At 37.4% G+C, this 17510-nt stretch carries 16 protein-coding genes, 1 tRNA gene and 1 pseudogene; 17 read left to right on the top strand and 1 reads right to left on the bottom strand.

The annotated features are described in order from the left end of the window. Positions 1-19 precede the first annotated feature (19 nt). Together GHD00_RS16960 and GHD00_RS16955 are read left to right on the top strand one after the other, a co-directional pair. Complete coding sequence (locus GHD00_RS16960) at positions 20-397, top strand: septum formation initiator family protein (protein ID WP_163539353.1); 378 nt, start codon at positions 20-22, stop codon at positions 395-397. Positions 398-471: 74 nt separating this feature from the next. Continuing rightward, the gene (locus GHD00_RS16955; protein WP_163539352.1) at positions 472-882 is read left to right on the top strand and encodes a S1 domain-containing RNA-binding protein; all 411 of its coding nucleotides are present in this window, start codon (positions 472-474) and stop codon (positions 880-882) included. Between the two features lie 110 nt (positions 883-992). Here the strand turns inward: GHD00_RS16955 and GHD00_RS16950 are convergent. Then, positions 993-1066, bottom strand: a tRNA-Met gene (locus GHD00_RS16950). A 268-nt stretch (positions 1067-1334) separates the two neighbouring features. On the opposite strand from GHD00_RS16950, the gene spoIIE reads away from it, so the two are divergent. The 15 genes and pseudogenes from spoIIE (at position 1335) to lysS (ending at position 17103) form a co-directional block, all read left to right on the top strand. Beyond that, positions 1335-3791 (top strand): stage II sporulation protein E, encoded by a 2457-nt coding sequence (spoIIE, locus tag GHD00_RS16945; protein ID WP_163539351.1) that lies wholly within the window; start codon positions 1335-1337, stop codon positions 3789-3791. Positions 3792-3882: 91 nt separating this feature from the next. Next, positions 3883-4617: a VWA domain-containing protein gene (locus GHD00_RS16940; protein WP_163539350.1), complete on the top strand. Its 735-nt coding sequence runs from the start codon at positions 3883-3885 to the stop codon at positions 4615-4617. After that, positions 4589-5533, top strand: coding sequence for a protein kinase domain-containing protein (locus tag GHD00_RS16935; RefSeq protein ID WP_163539349.1), 945 nt, complete (start codon positions 4589-4591; stop codon positions 5531-5533). Before GHD00_RS16940 ends, GHD00_RS16935 begins: the two co-directional genes overlap by 29 nt. Before the next feature lie 64 nt (positions 5534-5597). Then, positions 5598-7019 (top strand): tRNA lysidine(34) synthetase TilS, encoded by a 1422-nt coding sequence (gene tilS / locus GHD00_RS16930; RefSeq protein WP_163539348.1) that lies wholly within the window; start codon positions 5598-5600, stop codon positions 7017-7019. Positions 7020-7021: 2 nt separating this feature from the next. Beyond that, complete coding sequence (gene hpt, locus GHD00_RS16925; protein WP_163539347.1) at positions 7022-7567, top strand: hypoxanthine phosphoribosyltransferase; 546 nt, start codon at positions 7022-7024, stop codon at positions 7565-7567. A 132-nt stretch (positions 7568-7699) separates the two neighbouring features. Continuing rightward, complete coding sequence (ftsH, locus tag GHD00_RS16920; protein WP_163539346.1) at positions 7700-9658, top strand: ATP-dependent zinc metalloprotease FtsH; 1959 nt, start codon at positions 7700-7702, stop codon at positions 9656-9658. Between the two features lie 137 nt (positions 9659-9795). Next, on the top strand, positions 9796-10572 hold the full coding sequence (locus GHD00_RS16915) for a type III pantothenate kinase (RefSeq protein WP_163539345.1): 777 nt from the start codon (positions 9796-9798) through the stop codon (positions 10570-10572). Positions 10573-10591: 19 nt separating this feature from the next. Further along, on the top strand, positions 10592-11464 hold the full coding sequence (gene hslO / locus GHD00_RS16910; protein WP_276208289.1) for an Hsp33 family molecular chaperone HslO: 873 nt from the start codon (positions 10592-10594) through the stop codon (positions 11462-11464). A gap of 754 nt (positions 11465-12218) precedes the next feature. Then, complete coding sequence (cysK, locus tag GHD00_RS16905) at positions 12219-13145, top strand: cysteine synthase A (RefSeq protein WP_163539343.1); 927 nt, start codon at positions 12219-12221, stop codon at positions 13143-13145. A gap of 120 nt (positions 13146-13265) precedes the next feature. Next, positions 13266-14093, top strand: coding sequence for a dihydropteroate synthase (gene folP, locus GHD00_RS16900; protein WP_163539342.1), 828 nt, complete (start codon positions 13266-13268; stop codon positions 14091-14093). Position 14094: 1 nt separating this feature from the next. After that, the gene (gene folB / locus GHD00_RS16895; RefSeq protein ID WP_163539341.1) at positions 14095-14463 is read left to right on the top strand and encodes a dihydroneopterin aldolase; all 369 of its coding nucleotides are present in this window, start codon (positions 14095-14097) and stop codon (positions 14461-14463) included. Beyond that, positions 14460-14972, top strand: a complete 513-nt coding sequence (gene folK, locus GHD00_RS16890; RefSeq protein ID WP_163539340.1) for a 2-amino-4-hydroxy-6-hydroxymethyldihydropteridine diphosphokinase — start codon at positions 14460-14462, stop codon at positions 14970-14972. The genes folB and folK overlap by 4 nt, the downstream gene beginning before the upstream one ends. Continuing rightward, a complete protein-coding gene (locus tag GHD00_RS16885; protein WP_163539339.1) occupies positions 14942-15157 on the top strand; it encodes a helix-turn-helix domain-containing protein in 216 nt (71 codons plus the stop codon). The genes folK and GHD00_RS16885 overlap by 31 nt, the downstream gene beginning before the upstream one ends. Before the next feature lie 54 nt (positions 15158-15211). Then, positions 15212-15448, top strand: a pseudogene (locus tag GHD00_RS16880) (tRNA-dihydrouridine synthase); the annotation flags it as partial. A 173-nt stretch (positions 15449-15621) separates the two neighbouring features. Beyond that, a complete protein-coding gene (gene lysS, locus GHD00_RS16875; protein WP_163539337.1) occupies positions 15622-17103 on the top strand; it encodes a lysine--tRNA ligase in 1482 nt (493 codons plus the stop codon). The last annotated feature ends 407 nt before the right edge of the window (positions 17104-17510 follow it).

Below are 17510 nucleotides of genomic sequence, written 5' to 3'. Positions count from 1 at the left end.
GAAGGAGGTAGTGTACCCCATGGTAAAACAAAACAATGTTTCACGTATTCATGATGCTTATATTGAACAGTATCAGGCGCAAATGAAGAGGCGGCAAAAGCGAAAAAAAAGGTTGGTTCGCAGATTAGCTCTTTTTGCTGTTGTCGTGATGATTACCATGACAGGGTTAACTACTTATCACTTAGACCAAAGAGCGAAATTAAAGGATATGGAACAAGAATACACCGAATTGTCCAATCAGTTAACAACACTAAAGCAAGAAGAAGAACAGCTGACAGAAGAAATAGAATTATTAAATGATGAAGAGTATTTATTGCAGATTGCAAAGACTAACTATTTCTTCACGGAAAAAGGCGAAATTATATTTAAATTGCCAGAAGAAGAACCATCTTATTGACACCGTTTTTATTGCTTGGCTATAATATAATTGTAGTATATTTTTTTATTAATTTAAGGAGGAGCAATTTTTTTATGTCAATCGAAGTAGGCAGCAAGTTGCAGGGAAAGGTAACAGGAATCACTAATTTTGGGGCTTTCATCGAGCTACCAGGAGGAAAAACAGGTCTCGTTCACATTAGTGAGGTTGCCGATAATTATGTGAAAGACATTAATGAACACCTTACTGTTGGAGATGAAGTAACAGTAAAAGTTCTTAATGTGGAAGACGATGGAAAAATTGGATTATCTATTAAGAAAGCAAAAGATAATCCTACTCAAAGAAACCGTCGTAAAGGTCAAGGTAATCCAAAAAATAACCGCGAGAAAAGCGAATCTTTTGAGCAAAAGATGAATCGCTTCTTAAAAGATTCTGAAGATCGCTTAGCAACATTACGTAAGCATACAGAATCGAAGCGTGGAGGACGAGGGGCGAGAAAAGGCTAAATACTTGCTGTCTATATAAGGAAATTCATGTTAAGAAGACTGTAAAAAAGGGTTTATGACATAAAGAAAAAAGCTACCGATCACAGATCGGTAGCTTTTTTCGTTCATGATAGCGGCGGAGGGAATCGAACCCACGACCTCACGGGTATGAACCGTACGCTCTAGCCGGCTGAGCTACACCGCCATTTATTAAAAAGGATCACCTAATCTTAGGCGACAAAAAATATATTACAACAGCTTTACTTATCTGTCAATCGGGTAAAAAAGTTTTTTTGTAAAAATAGCTTATTTCATGCAATATTGACATGTTTACACATAGGGAATTGTCGTTTTTAGCTTAGTTTCTTCTTTTTGATAAGAAACAAGTCGAACATTTTGGAACGGCATGTTCCTTGTTTTGACAAAAAAAGGAGGAAAAATATGCTTAAATGAGGACAAGAGGAGTGATAATAATGAATACTTTTACAGAAGAAAAACCAAAATCGTTAATATCCAACGATCAACCGTTTTATGTAAACTGGAAGAAGAAGCTATCCATGCAATGGAGCTATTGGATGATCGAAAAAGGTTTTCTATTATGTTTATTAGGCTTTTTGTTAGGACGAGCCGTCATATTGTCAACATTATCTCCTTTTGTGATCGCTTTCGTTGCATCTGTGTGGTATTTACGAAGGGATAAAGTAATGCCATTAATTTTATTTTCCATCATTGGAGCTTGTACATATAGTTTCCAACATGGATTATATGTCTTTTTGAGTGTGCTTTTCTTTTTGCTTTGTTGTGTATGTTTTAATCAAAGCGAAAGGTTGGAGAAGATTCTCCCTGTGATTGGTTTTTGCGCAGCTGTTTTACCTCGGTTAAGTATTTATGCCATGACTGTTCCGCTTACGTACGTTCAGTGGGCACTGGCGGTAGTAGAAGGTGTTTTAGCTGCTGTCTTACTATTAATATTTATGCAAAGCATTCCATTATTATCACCTAAAAGGTATAAACCAACGTTAAAAAACGAAGAAATTGTATGCCTAATTATCTTACTAGCATCTGTTCTAACAGGTTTAATTGGTATAACGGTATATGGTGCTCAATTAGAGCAAGTGTTAGCAAGGTATTTAGTTATATTACTTGCTTATGTAGGCGGGGCTGCTATTGGTTCAACAGTTGGGGTTGTAGCAGGATTGATTTTAAGTCTAGCCAATATTGCAAACATTTATCAGATGAGCTTATTAGCTTTTTCAGGACTATTGGGAGGTTTGTTAAAAGAAGGAAAAAAGATTGCTGTAAGTATCGGGCTGTTGATTAGTACATTGTTAATAGGTTTATACGGTGGTTCTATGGAATATATAACAACTGCCTTGTTGGAATCTGTTTTTGCTATTGTCCTGTTAATTATTACCCCAGACCAATACATTAAAAAGGTGGCTAGATATATTCCGGGTACAGTTGAACATTCCAAAGAACAGGAGCAATACCTGCAAAAAGTGAGAAACGTAACCGCACATCGAGTCGAGCGGTTTTCCAATGTATTCAAAGCATTATCACGAAGCTTTCAAACAGATTCCAATCAATTACAGGAACAGGATGTGGAAGTTGATTATTATCTTAGTAATGTTGCTGAAAAAACATGCCAGACTTGCTTTAAAAAAGAGGTCTGTTGGGTACAACAGTTTGATAAAACCTATGATTTGATGAGAGAAGTGAAAAACCAATTAGAAGAAGAGGAAGAGTTGCACAAAACAACACAACGTCAATTTGAGAATCATTGTATCAAATCAAGAAGAGTCATGGATACGATGCAGCAAGAATTATCATTTTTCCAAGCTAATAAGCAGTTAAAAAAACAAGTATTAGAAAGTCGTAAATTTGTTGCGGAACAACTGAATGGTGTATCAGAGGTGATGGGTAACTTTGCTAGAGAAATTATTAAGGAAAAGGAGAACCATGAACAACAAGAACTTGATATTGTGGCAGCGTTAAAACATGTAGGTATCGAGTTAGAGAAATTAGATATATATAATTTAGAAAAAGGCAATGTAGATATTGAAATGGTGATAACGTTCCAACATTATCATGGGGAAGCAGCGAAACTTATAGCACCAATTTTGTCAGATATATTAGATGAGACCATTATAGTAGTTACGGAAGATGTATCGCCGTTAGCGAAGGGGCATAGTTTTTTTACATTTGGATCAGCTCGTAAATATGTTGTCAAAACTGGTGTGGCCCATGCTGCAAAAGGCGGCGGTCTAGTTTCAGGGGATTGTTATAAGTCAATGGAGCTAGGTGCAGGAAAATATGCTTTAGCAATTAGTGATGGAATGGGGAATGGCGACAGAGCCCATGAAGAGAGTACAGAAACGTTAAGGCTTCTACAACAAATATTAGAATCAGGTATGCATGAACAAGTGGCGATTAAATCGATTAATTCTATATTGTCTTTACGAACAAATGAAGAAATTTATGCGACGTTAGATTTAGCAATGATAGATTTACATCAAGCTTCTGTGAGATTTTTGAAAATAGGATCGACACCAAGTTTTATTATGCGTCATCACAACATTGAAAAGATTGAAGCAAGTAATTTGCCAATTGGTATTATTCAAGAATTTGACGTAGAGGTAGTAAACGCACAGTTAAAGGCTGATGATTACCTTATTATGATGAGTGATGGCATTTTCGATGGACCTAGGGAAATTGAAAATGTGGATCTTTGGATAAAGAGAAAATTAAGAGACATGGAAACGAGAAATCCTCAAGAAATGGCTGATTTGTTATTAGAAGAAGTGATTCGCACCCAAGCGGGAGAGATAGTAGATGATATGACTGTATTAGTAGCTCAATTACAAAAAAACCAACCAGAGTGGGCACCGATCAAAACAGCACACACGATTGATCAAGCAGTGCCAGGTTGAAAGTAAAGTCTTTAACTAAATGTATATTCTCCCAGTCCATTGGCGATCATGTTAACGATAGTGAGAGTTAATGAACGGGAGGAATATCACGATGAAAACAGGTACGTTAAAGCAAATTTTATTAATCACCGATGGGTGCTCCAATCAAGGAGAAAACCCCGCCCATGTTGCAACAATGGTCGCAGAACAAGGGATTACTGTAAATGTTATTGGTATATTAGAAGATGATCAAACAGAACAGCCAAGCGGCCTGCAAGAGGTAGAAGATATTGCAAACTGTGGATTAGGAGTAAGTCAAATAGTTTATAAGCAAGCCTTGTCTCAAACGGTACAAACTGTTACAAAGCAGGCGATGAATGAAACATTACAAGGTGTTGTTAATAAAGAGCTTAAACAAATATTAGGTGATCAGCAATCTTTAGAGGAATTACCTCCGGAACAACGTGGAGAAGTAATGGAGGTGGTAGATGACTTAGGGGAAACTTGTGACATAGAGGTTTTAGTATTGGTTGATACAAGTGCTAGTATGGGCAATAAGCTGCCAATGGTGCAAGAGGCATTAATGGATTTATCCATGAGCATGAATGCAAGAATAGGCCGTAATCGCTTCTCCATTTACCAATTTCCAGGTAAGAAGAAGCCGTTAGAACAATTAGTTGATTGGACAGCACAGCTCGACTCTATTACCTCTATTTTTTCCAAACTTGCAAGTGGTGGTGTTACACCTACAGGTCCCGCATTAAAGGAAGCTATGTATCAATTTGGTAAAAAGACATTAAAAAGGAGATTCATGAGAAATGATTTCCGAGACATTGAAGAAGCCTGATATTCAACTTAGAAAGGGACAAAAGATTACAGGGAAGTGGCATCACAAAAGTTATCAAATTGTGCGAGAGCTCGGGAGAGGGGCTATAGGGACTGTTTATTTATGTGTATGTGAACAAAAGCAGGTAGCACTAAAAGTAAGTAAACAAAGCACATCGATTACTAGTGAAGTCAATGTCTTAAAAACGTTTCAAAAGGTTCAAGGAGATAACCTTGGACCTGCCTTAATCGATGTCGATGACTATCAGGCATCAAATGGTTATATGTATGCTTTTTATGTCATGGAATATATTTCTGGTGAAAGGCTGGAGAGTTTTATAAGAAGAAATGGTGATGAATGGATTGTTTCTTTATTAATTGGCTTTACAAAAGACTTACATCTCTTGCATCAACAAGGGTATGTATTTGGTGATTTAAAGCTGGATAATTTAATTGTTTCGAGAAATCCCATCCGTTTAAGGTGGGTGGACGTTGGTGGAACGACTTTGCAAGGACGATCTATCAAAGAATATACAGAATTTTATGATCGAGCTTATTGGAAAATGGGAGAAAGGAAAGCAGACCCCGGTTATGATTTATTTGCACTTGTTATGGTTGTGCTAAGAATCTATTATCCAAATGGCTTTAATAGAGGTAATAATCCAAAGCGGACATTAATGCAAAAAATAAATCAGGCAGTACAGCCTGCTCCATTTCGAAAATTATTACAGGGGATAATTCTGGGTCATGTGAAAGAAGCAATAGAAGTAAAGCAGTATCTATTAACTTATTATTATCAACAACGAGACAAGAAGCGCTCTTCATATAGAACTTTAAACAATAGCGATGAGGAGAGTTACTATCCACTATTAGAAATGCTGAGTGTACTTTCTGTTAGTGGTGCCGTTTATCTTTATGTTACGATATTCTTATCATAATGATTAAAGTTAACTCATAATATGTTAAAATAGTGTAAATGGTACTTTTGCGGGGTGGTGGTTAGTGGTCTTTGAGGATTTAAATGATAATGTGATGCCATTTATTAGAAGGCATCGGCTCTTGCATAATGGGGCAACGGTTATTATTGGAGTATCTGGTGGAGCAGATTCTACTTTATTACTTCATTATTTGCATTCTATTCGTAAATCTTGGCAGCTTCGTTTGATTGCAATAACCATTGATCACGGCTTAAGGGGAAAGGAATCAGAGCAGGATGTTTGCTTCGTGAAAGAGCTATGCGAAACCCTTGACATAGAATTTGTAGGTGAGCAGGTAGATGTAAAAGCATATAAAAGGCAATCACAGGCAGGTACACAATTAGCTGCGCGAAACCTACGCTACCTTCTGTTTGAGCGGTTAATGAGCGACTACCAAGCTGATTATTTGGCCTTAGCTCATCATGGAGATGACCAAGTAGAAACGGTCATGATGCGAATAGCCCAACATACCAATCCTTCGTTATTAAAAGGGATTCCCGTGAAAAGATGTCTTGCAAAAGGAGAAATCATTCGTCCTTTTTTGTGTATCGCTAAAGATACTATTTATGAATATTGTCACATGTATGAGATTTCTTTTCGAGAAGACCCCACAAATCAATCAGATGATTACACAAGGAATTTTTACAGAAATCATATTTTACCATTATTAAAAGAGAAAAGTCCCAGTGTACATAGGCATGTTCAGCATTTAACGGAGCGTGTCACAGAGGATGAAAAATACTTAGTAGAAGAATCAAAAAAATTAATTCAGCGACTTGTCACCATTTCTTCTGTAAATAGGACTGTTACATTTTCTATATCCTCTTTCGTCAAACACCCGATTGCTTTACAAAGGAGAGCCTTTCATCTAATATTAGGATATCTATATGATAAGGTTCCAGAAGGTTTGTCTATAAAGCATGAAGAAGATTTTTTTGCATTGTTGCATCAAGATAAGGCAAATGTCAAAATAGATTTTCCAAGTTCATTAAAAGCAATGAAAAACTACGATGACTTTATTTTTTTCTTTGAAAGCAATATGGTACATGCTTCATTGGAAGAAAAGCATATAACAGTTCCTGGTGTCACAACACTGACAAATGGAGATCTTATTAAAACTTGGATTACGACAAATGCTTGTAGTGAGGATTCAAGCTCTTTGCAAGTTCCCTTAGAGAGAGCAGAGTTATTCCCGCTAAGTGTTAGAGCCCGAAAACCTGGGGACCGAATCAATATAAAAGGGTTAGGTGGCAGCAAAAAAATAAAAAATCTATTTATTGATGAGAAAATTCCCTTATATAAAAGAGATCACTGGCCGCTTCTAGTAGCAAAAGATCAAACGATTCTTTGGGTTATTGGCTTGCGAAAAGCAGAGATAATGACCCCAAAGCATTCACAAAAATTCGTATGTATTGAATATCAAGAACAAACGGACCAGGAGGCATAGGAATGCATAACGAAATAAAAGAAATTTTAATTTCTGCAGAAGATATCCAATCAAAATGCAAGGAATTAGGTGATCAATTAACGGATGAATATGAAGGTAGATTTCCGCTTGCAATTGGTGTTTTAAAAGGAGCACTACCATTTATGTCCGATATTTTACGAAATATTCGTACACATTTAGAAATGGATTTTATGGACGTATCCAGTTATGGGAATGAAATGCGTTCATCTGGAGAAGTAAAAATCGTTAAGGACTTAGACACAAAAGTAGAAGGAAGAGATATTTTAATTGTGGAAGATATTATTGACAGTGGATTAACCCTAAGCTATCTAGTCGATTTATTTAAATATAGAGGGGCAAATTCGATTAAAATTGTGACGCTGCTTGATAAACCTGAAGGTAGAACAGTGGATATAAAAGCAGATGTTGTCGGATTTAAAGTACCTAATAAATTTGTTGTTGGTTATGGACTTGATTATCAAGAAAAATATCGGAATCTTCCATATATTGGTGTGTTAAAGCCAGAAGTTTACGGTGGGGATGAATAAAGTTGTCATATTAAGAAATAATGACAGGACTTTTCACATACATATCGTAAATAATAGTTATATTAGTTGTAATAAACTATTTCAATATGGTACTATTTACTATAGTTTTCTCGTTTCGGGAGGAGGTAGGCAATGAATCGGATAATACGTAATGTGATCCTGTACTTTTTAATATTCCTTGTTGTTATAGGGATCATATCAGTATTTAGCAGCCAAAATAACCAGGCTGAAGAATTTAAAGTAAATGAATTTATGCAAGCATTGCAAAATAATGAAATTCAGGACATGGAGATGCGCCCCTCTAATGGAGTAATGCGTATTTCTGGTGAATTAGCAACAGGGGACAACCCAGCTTTTGTGACAAATATTCCTGATAATCCAACGATTGTTGAGGAAGTGACGGAAATAGCTTCCGATCAAGGGATATTATCTGTCGATGAAGAAGAACAACCAAGTGGATGGGTTACATTCTTAACAACCATGATTCCATTTGTGATTATATTCATCTTATTTTTCTTCTTACTCAACCAAGCGCAAGGCGGCGGCAGTCGTGTCATGAACTTCGGTAAAAGTAAGGCGAAAATGTACAGTGAAGATAAGAAGAAGGTACGATTTAGAGATGTGGCTGGTGCTGATGAAGAAAAGCAAGAGCTAGTAGAAGTGGTCGACTTCTTGAAAGATCCAAGAAAGTTCTCTGCTATCGGTGCTAAGATACCTAAAGGGGTGCTTTTAGTAGGACCTCCTGGTACAGGTAAAACATTGCTTGCACGAGCAGTTGCTGGTGAAGCCGGTGTTCCGTTCTTTTCTATAAGTGGTTCAGACTTTGTGGAAATGTTTGTTGGTGTTGGTGCGTCACGTGTACGTGACTTATTTGAAAATGCAAAGAAAAATGCACCATGTATTATTTTTATAGATGAGATCGATGCTGTAGGTAGACAACGTGGAGCAGGTGTTGGTGGCGGGCACGATGAACGTGAACAAACCTTAAACCAATTGCTTGTCGAAATGGATGGTTTCGGTGAAAATGAAGGAATTATCATTATCGCTGCGACAAACCGACCAGACATTTTAGACCCTGCATTGTTGCGTCCAGGTCGTTTTGACCGTCAAATTACAGTGGATAGACCAGATTTAAAAGGTCGTCAAGATGTATTGAAAGTTCATGCAAGAAATAAGCCTTTAGCAGACGATGTAGAAATAAAAACAATTGCCATGCGAACTCCAGGTTTCTCAGGTGCAGATTTAGAAAACTTGCTTAATGAAGCAGCGTTAGTTGCGGCAAGACATGATAAAGAAAAAATAGGCATGGAAGATGTCGATGAAGCTATCGATCGTGTCATTGCTGGACCTGCTAAGAAAAGTCGCGTTATATCAGACAAGGAAAGAAATATTGTGGCATATCACGAGAGTGGACATACCATTATCGGTATGGTACTAGATGATGCAGATATGGTACATAAGGTAACGATTGTACCACGTGGGCAAGCAGGTGGTTACGCTGTTATGTTACCTCGCGAAGACCGTTACTTTATGACAAAACCGGAATTGTTAGATAAAATCACTGGCTTGTTAGGTGGTCGTGTAGCAGAAGAGATTATCTTTGGTGAAGTGAGTACTGGCGCACATAATGACTTCCAACGCGCTACAGGCATCGCTCGTAAGATGGTCATGGAATATGGTATGAGTGAAAAAATTGGTCCATTACAGTTTGGCAGCAGCGGTGGACAAGTATTCTTAGGTAGAGATATGCAACAAGAGCAAAATTATAGTGATGCTATTGCATATGAAATAGACCAAGAAGTGCAAGAATTTATTCAGAGCTGCTATGATCGAGCAAAACAGATTTTAACAGATAATAAAGATAAGTTAGAATTAGTAGCTAAAACATTACTAGAGGTAGAAACGCTGGATGCAGCGCAAATTAAGTCCCTTATCGATAAAGGTGAGTTGCCAGATCCGGTAGTATCCGAGCAAGATGGTACAGGCTCTTCCGCTAAAAAAGGGGAACAGACTACGGAAAAGGATGTACGAGTAAACATCCAGTCACAGGATCAAGATAAGCCAAAAGAAGAAGACGACAAAAAGGAATAAGCAATAAAAAAAGCAGCTTCTCGAATCGAAGAGAAGCTGCTTTTTCATTCATCATACAATTAACTTGCGATATATGTCATACTATCGATACAATATGAAATGAAGTAAACTCTAAATAGTAAAGTGCGGTGCATAAAATGATTTTTGTATTAGATGTTGGGAATACAAATACTGTATTAGGGGTCTTTGCAGAGGATAAACTAAAATACCAGTGGAGAATGCAAACAGATAAAAATAAAACAGAAGATGAGTATGCGATGTTTATTAAGTCATTGCTGGCCCATGAAGATCTGCATTTTTCAGACATCGATGGGTTGATTATTTCGTCTGTAGTTCCTCCCATTCTTTTTGCATTTCAGCGTATGGCTGATAAATATTTTCATTGTAAACCAATGGTTATTGGGGATGAGAAGGTAAATCCTCACTTAAAAATGAAATATCCGAACCCGAAAGAATTAGGAGCGGACAGGATTGTTAATGCTGTAGGGGTCATAAAAGAATACAGAGCGCCAGCGATTATCATTGATTTTGGTACAGCAACTACTTATTGTTATATCAATGAAACGAAAGAATATGTGGGTGGAGTGATCACCCCAGGTATTAATATTTCTTTAGAAGCTTTGTATATGAATGCGGCAAAATTACCGAAGATCGAATTAAAAAAGCCTGATCAAGTGTTAGGTGCATCCACAGTAGGCGCGATGCAGTCTGGGGTATATTATGGTTATGTAGGGCAAGTTGATGAAGTAGTTTATCGTATTAAACAAGAGATGAATGACACACCTCAGGTAATCGCAACGGGTGGTTTAGCAACATTAATAGCGAAAGATTCTTCGACTATAGATATAGTGGATCCATATTTGACGTTAAAAGGGTTATACGAAATTTATAGACGAAATGAGGAAAATTTTTAAGAGAAAGGAACGGTGTAAAGTGAGTGATTATTTATTAAAGGCGACAGCCTATGAAGGAAATGTTCGAGCATATGCGATTACATCAACTGATACGGTAGAGGAAGCTCGACAAAGACAAGATACTTGGGCAACAGCATCTGCTGCATTGGGTAGAACGATCACTATAACGGCTATGATGGGTGCTATGCTAAAGGGAGAAGATAAATTAACGGTTAAAATAGAAGGGAATGGCCCTACTGGAGCCATCATTGCTGACGCCAATGCGAAAGGTGAAGTGCGTGGTTATTTAACACAACCCCATGTAGATTTTGAGTCCAATGAACATGGAAAATTAGATGTTAAAAGAGCGGTAGGGACAGACGGTACATTAAGCGTAGTTAAAGACTTGGGGCTAAAAAATCATTTTACCGGTCAAGTGCCGATTGTGTCTGGTGAAGTAAGTGAGGATTTTACGTATTATTTAGCGAATTCGGAGCAAGTACCATCTGCAGTTGGGGCTGGAGTGCTGGTGAATCCGGATCATTCTATTCTAGCAGCTGGTGGATTTATTATTCAAATGATGCCAGGAGCTTCGGAAGAAACAATAGGCAAAATTGAAACACGCATAAATAAAATTCCGCCTATCTCCCAACTGGTACAGGATGGTAAAACACCTGAAGAGATATTGCATCTTCTATTAGAAGAAAATGTGAAGATTCATGAGAAGTTGCCTGTTGGTTTTACATGTCCGTGTTCTAAAGAGCGGTTGGCAACAGCTATTTCTGGTTTAGGCAACGAAGAAATTGATGCTATGATTCGAGAAGACCATGGCGCCCATGCTTCCTGCCATTTTTGTAATGAAACTTACACTTTTTCCATTGATGAACTCAAAAAATTAAAAACGAAAAAATAAGGGATATGTGAACACATATCCCTTTTTGTTCTTTATAACAGAAAGTATAAAAATAGTGCGCAAAATCCATACACTACGCAATAAATTTAGTATGACTTTCTACCATACTTCCGAAGCTGAGTGCAAAGAATCGCTTCGGCAAGATACTTCGCTTTCCGCGGACACGGCCTCAGCCTCCTCGCTCGTCCCTCGCTGCGGGGTCTTCGGACACGTGTTGTTTCCGCAGGAGTCTACGTATCTTGCCTCCGCTTTGTGTGGAGTTCTGATTGAATAAAGAAATGAATTCTTATGGATCTATTCTTCCAGAAGGTAGAACTTCTTTATTAGCGAAGGCAGAATACGGAGACTCCTGTGGGACAGCGAGAGCTGAAGATCCACTTGGTAAAGGGCTTTTCTTTACCAAGTTAGCTGAAGCCGAGCCCACGGAAAGCGTAGTATTCTGCCGGAGCGAATGATAGCACGCATCTCAAATTAGAATGGAAGGAATCTACACCAAGTCAAATTTTCACTATTTCGCAGTTTGGTTCTGCTACGAAATTTATGCATGTTAGAAAAATCATTAAGGACCGTGCGGTTTATGCTCTGATTTTCTTATAAGGTTAAGAAAGGGATTTCCGAGCTAAAGGGGGATGTGGCGTACTTTAAAAGTAATTTAATGAAGCGTTTTCCAACTTATGGGTTGACAATACAGCCTTATGTCGTGTAAATTGTTTATAATACCAATAAAAATACTTGGGATTGAGGAGGAAATAGGATGAAAGTTGCTCAAAATATCGCAGAATTAATCGGAAACACTCCAATTGTTAAATTGAACCGTACAGTGGATCCAGAAGGTGCAGAAATTTACTTAAAACTTGAATTTATGAATCCTGGAAGCTCTGTTAAAGACCGTATTGCATTGGCAATGATTGAAGCAGCGGAAGAACAAGGGGAATTAAAAGAAGGCGATACCATCATTGAACCAACTAGTGGTAACACAGGCATTGGTTTAGCGTTGGTTGCAGCTATTAAAGGATATCGTGCTATCTTAGTAATGCCGGATACAATGAGTATGGAACGTCGTAACCTACTTCGTGCGTATGGAGCAGAATTAGTTTTAACTCCAGGTGCTGAAGGAATGAAAGGTGCGATTAAAAAGGCAACAGAACTACAAGAAGAAAACGGGTATTTCATGCCTCAACAATTTAATAACCAAGCAAACCCTGATGTTCACGCACGCACAACAGGTAAAGAGATTGTCGAACAAATGGGCGATCAATTAGATGCGTTTGTTTCAGGTATAGGAACAGGTGGAACGATTACAGGTGCTGGTAAAGTGTTGAAGGATCACTTTAAAGATATCAAGCTTTATGCAGTAGAGCCGACTGATTCAGCTATTTTATCAGGAGGAAAGCCAGGTCCTCACAAGATTCAAGGAATTGGTGCAGGCTTTGTTCCAGAAGTTTTAAATACAGATGTGTACGACGAAGTTATTGCAGTTTCTAATGATCAAGCATATGAGACAGCGAGAGAGGCTGCTCGTAAAGACGGTGTACTTGGAGGAGTATCATCAGGTGCCGCTATCTATGCTGCTAAACAAGTAGCGAGTAAACTTGGTAAAGGGAAAAAAGTACTTGCAGTTATCCCTAGTAATGGGGAACGTTATTTATCAACTCCATTATACCAATTCGACGAAGAATAATAAAAAACACCACAAGCTAGTTACATAAAAGCGATCACTACTTATCAGGTGATCGCTTTTTTATATTAAACAACTCCTGTGCTATACTAAGATAGAAACTTTTTAAGAGGGTGAACAGTAATGAGTCAATGGCTCAAAACAAAAGTGAAGAATTATTATTATCATGATCAAACATTAGTGATGGGGATTTTAAATGTAACACCAGATTCCTTTTCAGATGGAGGAAACTATACAACAATCGAAAAAGCGATTCAACAAGCTCAACAAATGCAAGCGCAAGGCGCACATATTATAGATGTTGGTGGTGAATCAACAAGGCCAGGGCACGAACCGGTACCAGAAGCTGAGGAAATAGACAGAATAAAGCCCGTAATAAAAGAATTATCTAAACATCTATCCGTTCCCATTTCAATAGATACTTCCAAAGCCGCTGTTGCTAAAGCAGCACTAGAAGCAGGAGCGTCCATTATTAACGATATTTGGGGAGCTAAAAAAGAACCCGAAATCGCTAAAGTTGCTGCTCAATATGATGCACCTATTATATTAATGCACAATAGAGATAATAAGGAATATCAATCGTTAATCGATGATGTGATCAAAGATCTGCAAGAAAGCGTAGATATTGCATTAGCTGCTGGTGTAAAACATGAACATATCATTTTAGATCCGGGGGTAGGATTTGCGAAAACATATGAGGATAATTTAAATGTTATGAGAAGATTAGACAAAATAAAAAGCTTAGGTTATCCAATATTACTTGGTACTTCCCGTAAATCTTTTATTGGATTAACGTTGGATTTGCCTGTGGACCTAAGAGATGAAGGAACAGGGGCAACTGTTTGTTATGGTCTCATGAAAGGCGTTGAAGTGGTAAGGGTTCATAATGTTGAAATGACTTATCGTATGACAAAAATGATGGACTGTCTAATGGAAAAGGGAGATCAATAAAATGGATAAAATTGTTTTGGAGCAAATGGCTTTTTATGGATATCATGGGCTGTTCGCAGAAGAGAAAAAACTAGGGCAACGTTATTATGTGGACCTCACCTTGGAATTAGACTTAAGTGAAGCGGGAGAAACGGATCAAATGGATGCTTCCATTGACTATGGAGCAGTGTATCATGTGATAAAGGACATAGTCGAGGGACCGTCCAAACAGCTAATAGAAGCAGTTGCATCTAAGATCGCAAAGGAATTGTTTCAAAATTTTCCTTCTTTACAAGCTTGTCGTGTAAAGGTATATAAACCTGATCCTCCAATACCGGGACACTATCGGTCAGTTGCTGTGGAAATATATAGGGAGAGAAGTAGTATATGAACAAAGCCTATATAGCGTTAGGTTCTAATATAGAACCGCGCTCACAGCATTTAATGGAAGCTATACAGCAATTAGAGACCAAAGCTGAAATTGATGTCGGACGCCAATCTTCTATCTATGAAACAGAACCAGTTGGCTACACGCAGCAGAATCGATTTCTAAATATGGTTATAGAAATTCAAACCAATTTAACTCCTCAACAATTATTAGATATTTGCCAAGAAGTAGAGCGGCGGCAAGGGAGAAGGCGTGAGATAAAATGGGGTCCAAGGACATTAGACCTTGACATTTTATTATATAATCAAGAAAATATAGAAACAGATCGATTAATATTACCACACCCACATATGCAGAAACGTGCATTTGTTTTAATCCCATTACAAGAAATATACGGTCAATTGTATTTATCTCATGTAGAGAGTGATGTCTCTACTCTTATAGAAAAGCTACCTGCAGAAGAAAAAGAAGGGGTCGTCAAATGGAAAGAAACCAATGGGGGAGAAGAATAAAGGCTTTTAGAAAGCTCAAGGGATATACTCAAGTAGCGTTTGCTCGTGAACTTGGAGTCTCTGTTACGCAGTTAGGAGAAATAGAGCGTGGAGAGCGTACACCAATGAAAGAGCAGCTAGATGCCATAGTAGAACACTTGGGTATATCTCTTGAAGAATTAGAACCTAAACAAAAAGATTTGTAAGGAGGTTTACGCTATGTGAAATATAGATGATATAAATATTCAAAAAGAAGCACACCAAGCCCTGCAGAGAAAGTAAAAGTATGCATGCTTCACGCAGACAGGCTGTTAAAATTAAAGGGTGAAAAAGTAGCAGTTATGGAAATGATGAAGCATGCTGCATGGTATTTAAAAGGTTTGCGAGGAAATGGAAAAGTTCGTAATCAAATAAACCAAATTGATACAAAAGTAGAACTTGAGGAGTTATTATTCGACTATATCGAGCAATTAGAAGCAAAAATGGAAGTTTCCTAGTATATTGCTAAAGTTAAGAGTAGGTTAACATTGACATTGATGGTTTCCTTTTCTATACTATTCATGAACTTGATTACTGCCAGTAAGTTGCTGGCAGTTTTTTGATATAAAAGAAGAACGGTTATTTTTATAATAAAAAGTGCTATTTTATCAATTATATCGAGGTGAAAAAAATGAGCGAAGAATTAAATGAGCAGATGCGTGTGCGCCTAGAAAAGATGGAGACGTATCGAGAAAAAGGCGTAGACCCTTTTGGAGATAAATATGTTCGCACACATTTGTCAGAAGAATTAAGAGAAAAGTACGACCATTACTCTAAAGAAGAATTGGAAGAAATCGCTGTAGAAACAACAGTTGCTGGCCGTATTATGACAAAGCGAGGAAAAGGGAAAGCAGGATTTTCTCATATTCAAGATCTGAGTGGGCAAATTCAATTATATGTACGTAAAGATATGATTGGGGAAGAAGCTTATGAATTGTTTAAATCTGCGGATCTGGGCGATATCGTTGGCGTAACGGGAACGGTATTTAAAACAAAGGTAGGAGAGCTTTCGGTAAAAGCGAACAATTTCACTATGTTGACAAAGTCATTACGACCACTGCCTGAAAAATTCCATGGATTAAAAGATGTGGAACAACGATATCGTCAACGTTACTTAGATTTAATTACAAATCCAGATAGTAAAGAAACATTTATGACTCGCAGTAAAATTATTCAATCAATGCGTCGTTATTTAGATGAACGTGGATTCTTAGAAGTAGAGACTCCAATGATGCATGGAATAGCAGGTGGAGCTTCGGCACGTCCTTTTATTACACATCATAATGCGCTGGATATACCTTTATATATGCGTATAGCGATTGAACTTCATTTGAAAAGATTAATCGTAGGTGGAATGGAAAAAGTTTATGAAATAGGGAGAGTATTTCGCAACGAAGGAGTATCTACAAGACATAATCCTGAATTCACCATGATTGAGTTATACGAAGCCTATGCTGACTATCATGATATTATGGAGCTAGTTGAAAATATGGTGGCTCATATTGCAGAAGAGGTCATAGGGTCAACGACTATTACTTACGGGGACGTTGAATTGAATTTAGAACCTAAGTGGACAAGACTTCATATGGTAGATGCTATCAAAGAGCACACCGGTGTAGACTTTTGGAAGCAGATGTCTGATGACGAAGCACAAGCTTTAGCTAAAGAACATGATGTTGAAGTAGAGGATAATATGAGTTATGGTCATATTGTTAATGAGTTTTTTGAACAAAAAGTAGAAGAAAAACTAATTCAACCAACATTTGTATACGGCCATCCAGTTGAAATCTCTCCGTTAGCTAAGAAGAATAAGGAGGATGACCGTTTTACAGATCGATTCGAATTATTTATCGTTGGACGTGAGCATGCGAATGCCTTTTCCGAATTAAATGATCCAGTAGATCAGAGAGAGCGTTTCGAAGCTCAAGTGAAAGAAAAAGAACAGGGAAATGAGGAAGCACATGAAATGGATGAGGATTTCCTTGAAGCATTAGAATATGGATTACCTCCTACTGGTGGTTTAGGTATCGGTATTGATAGATTAGTAATGCTTTTAACTAATTCTCCATCTATTCGTGATGTATTACTATTTCCGCAAATGCGTAATAAGTAAAAAGAAAGAAGAGCATTTCTTAAACGGAAGTGCTCTTTATATATATTCATTAAAACATGCGTATAATATTTAGCTTAGAGGAAAGGTTGTTACAGTATATTTCTCTATCTATAAAACTTCAATATTTATGTTGACACCTTATTTTCTGTGTGCTATATTATAAAACGTTGCTGAAAACGACAAAACAAAACACATTTCACTTTATTAGCAAACAAAACAAAAAAGTTATTGACTTTCTGTTTGTGAGTGTGATATTATAGAAATTGTCGCTTTAACAGGAGCGAGCAAAACAGCGAAACAAAACAAAAAAGTTATTGACATTTTTGATAGATTTTGATAATATTAATAATTGTCGCTAACAAAAATTGATCTTTGAAAACTGAACAAAACAACCAGTATGTTAAGTA

It is taken from the genome of Gracilibacillus sp. YIM 98692, assembly GCF_010993965.1.
Lineage (GTDB): Bacteria > Bacillota > Bacilli > Bacillales > Amphibacillaceae > Gracilibacillus.
Note: the sequence above shows the minus strand (reverse complement) of the source record. Positions and strands in the feature narration are given on the sequence as shown.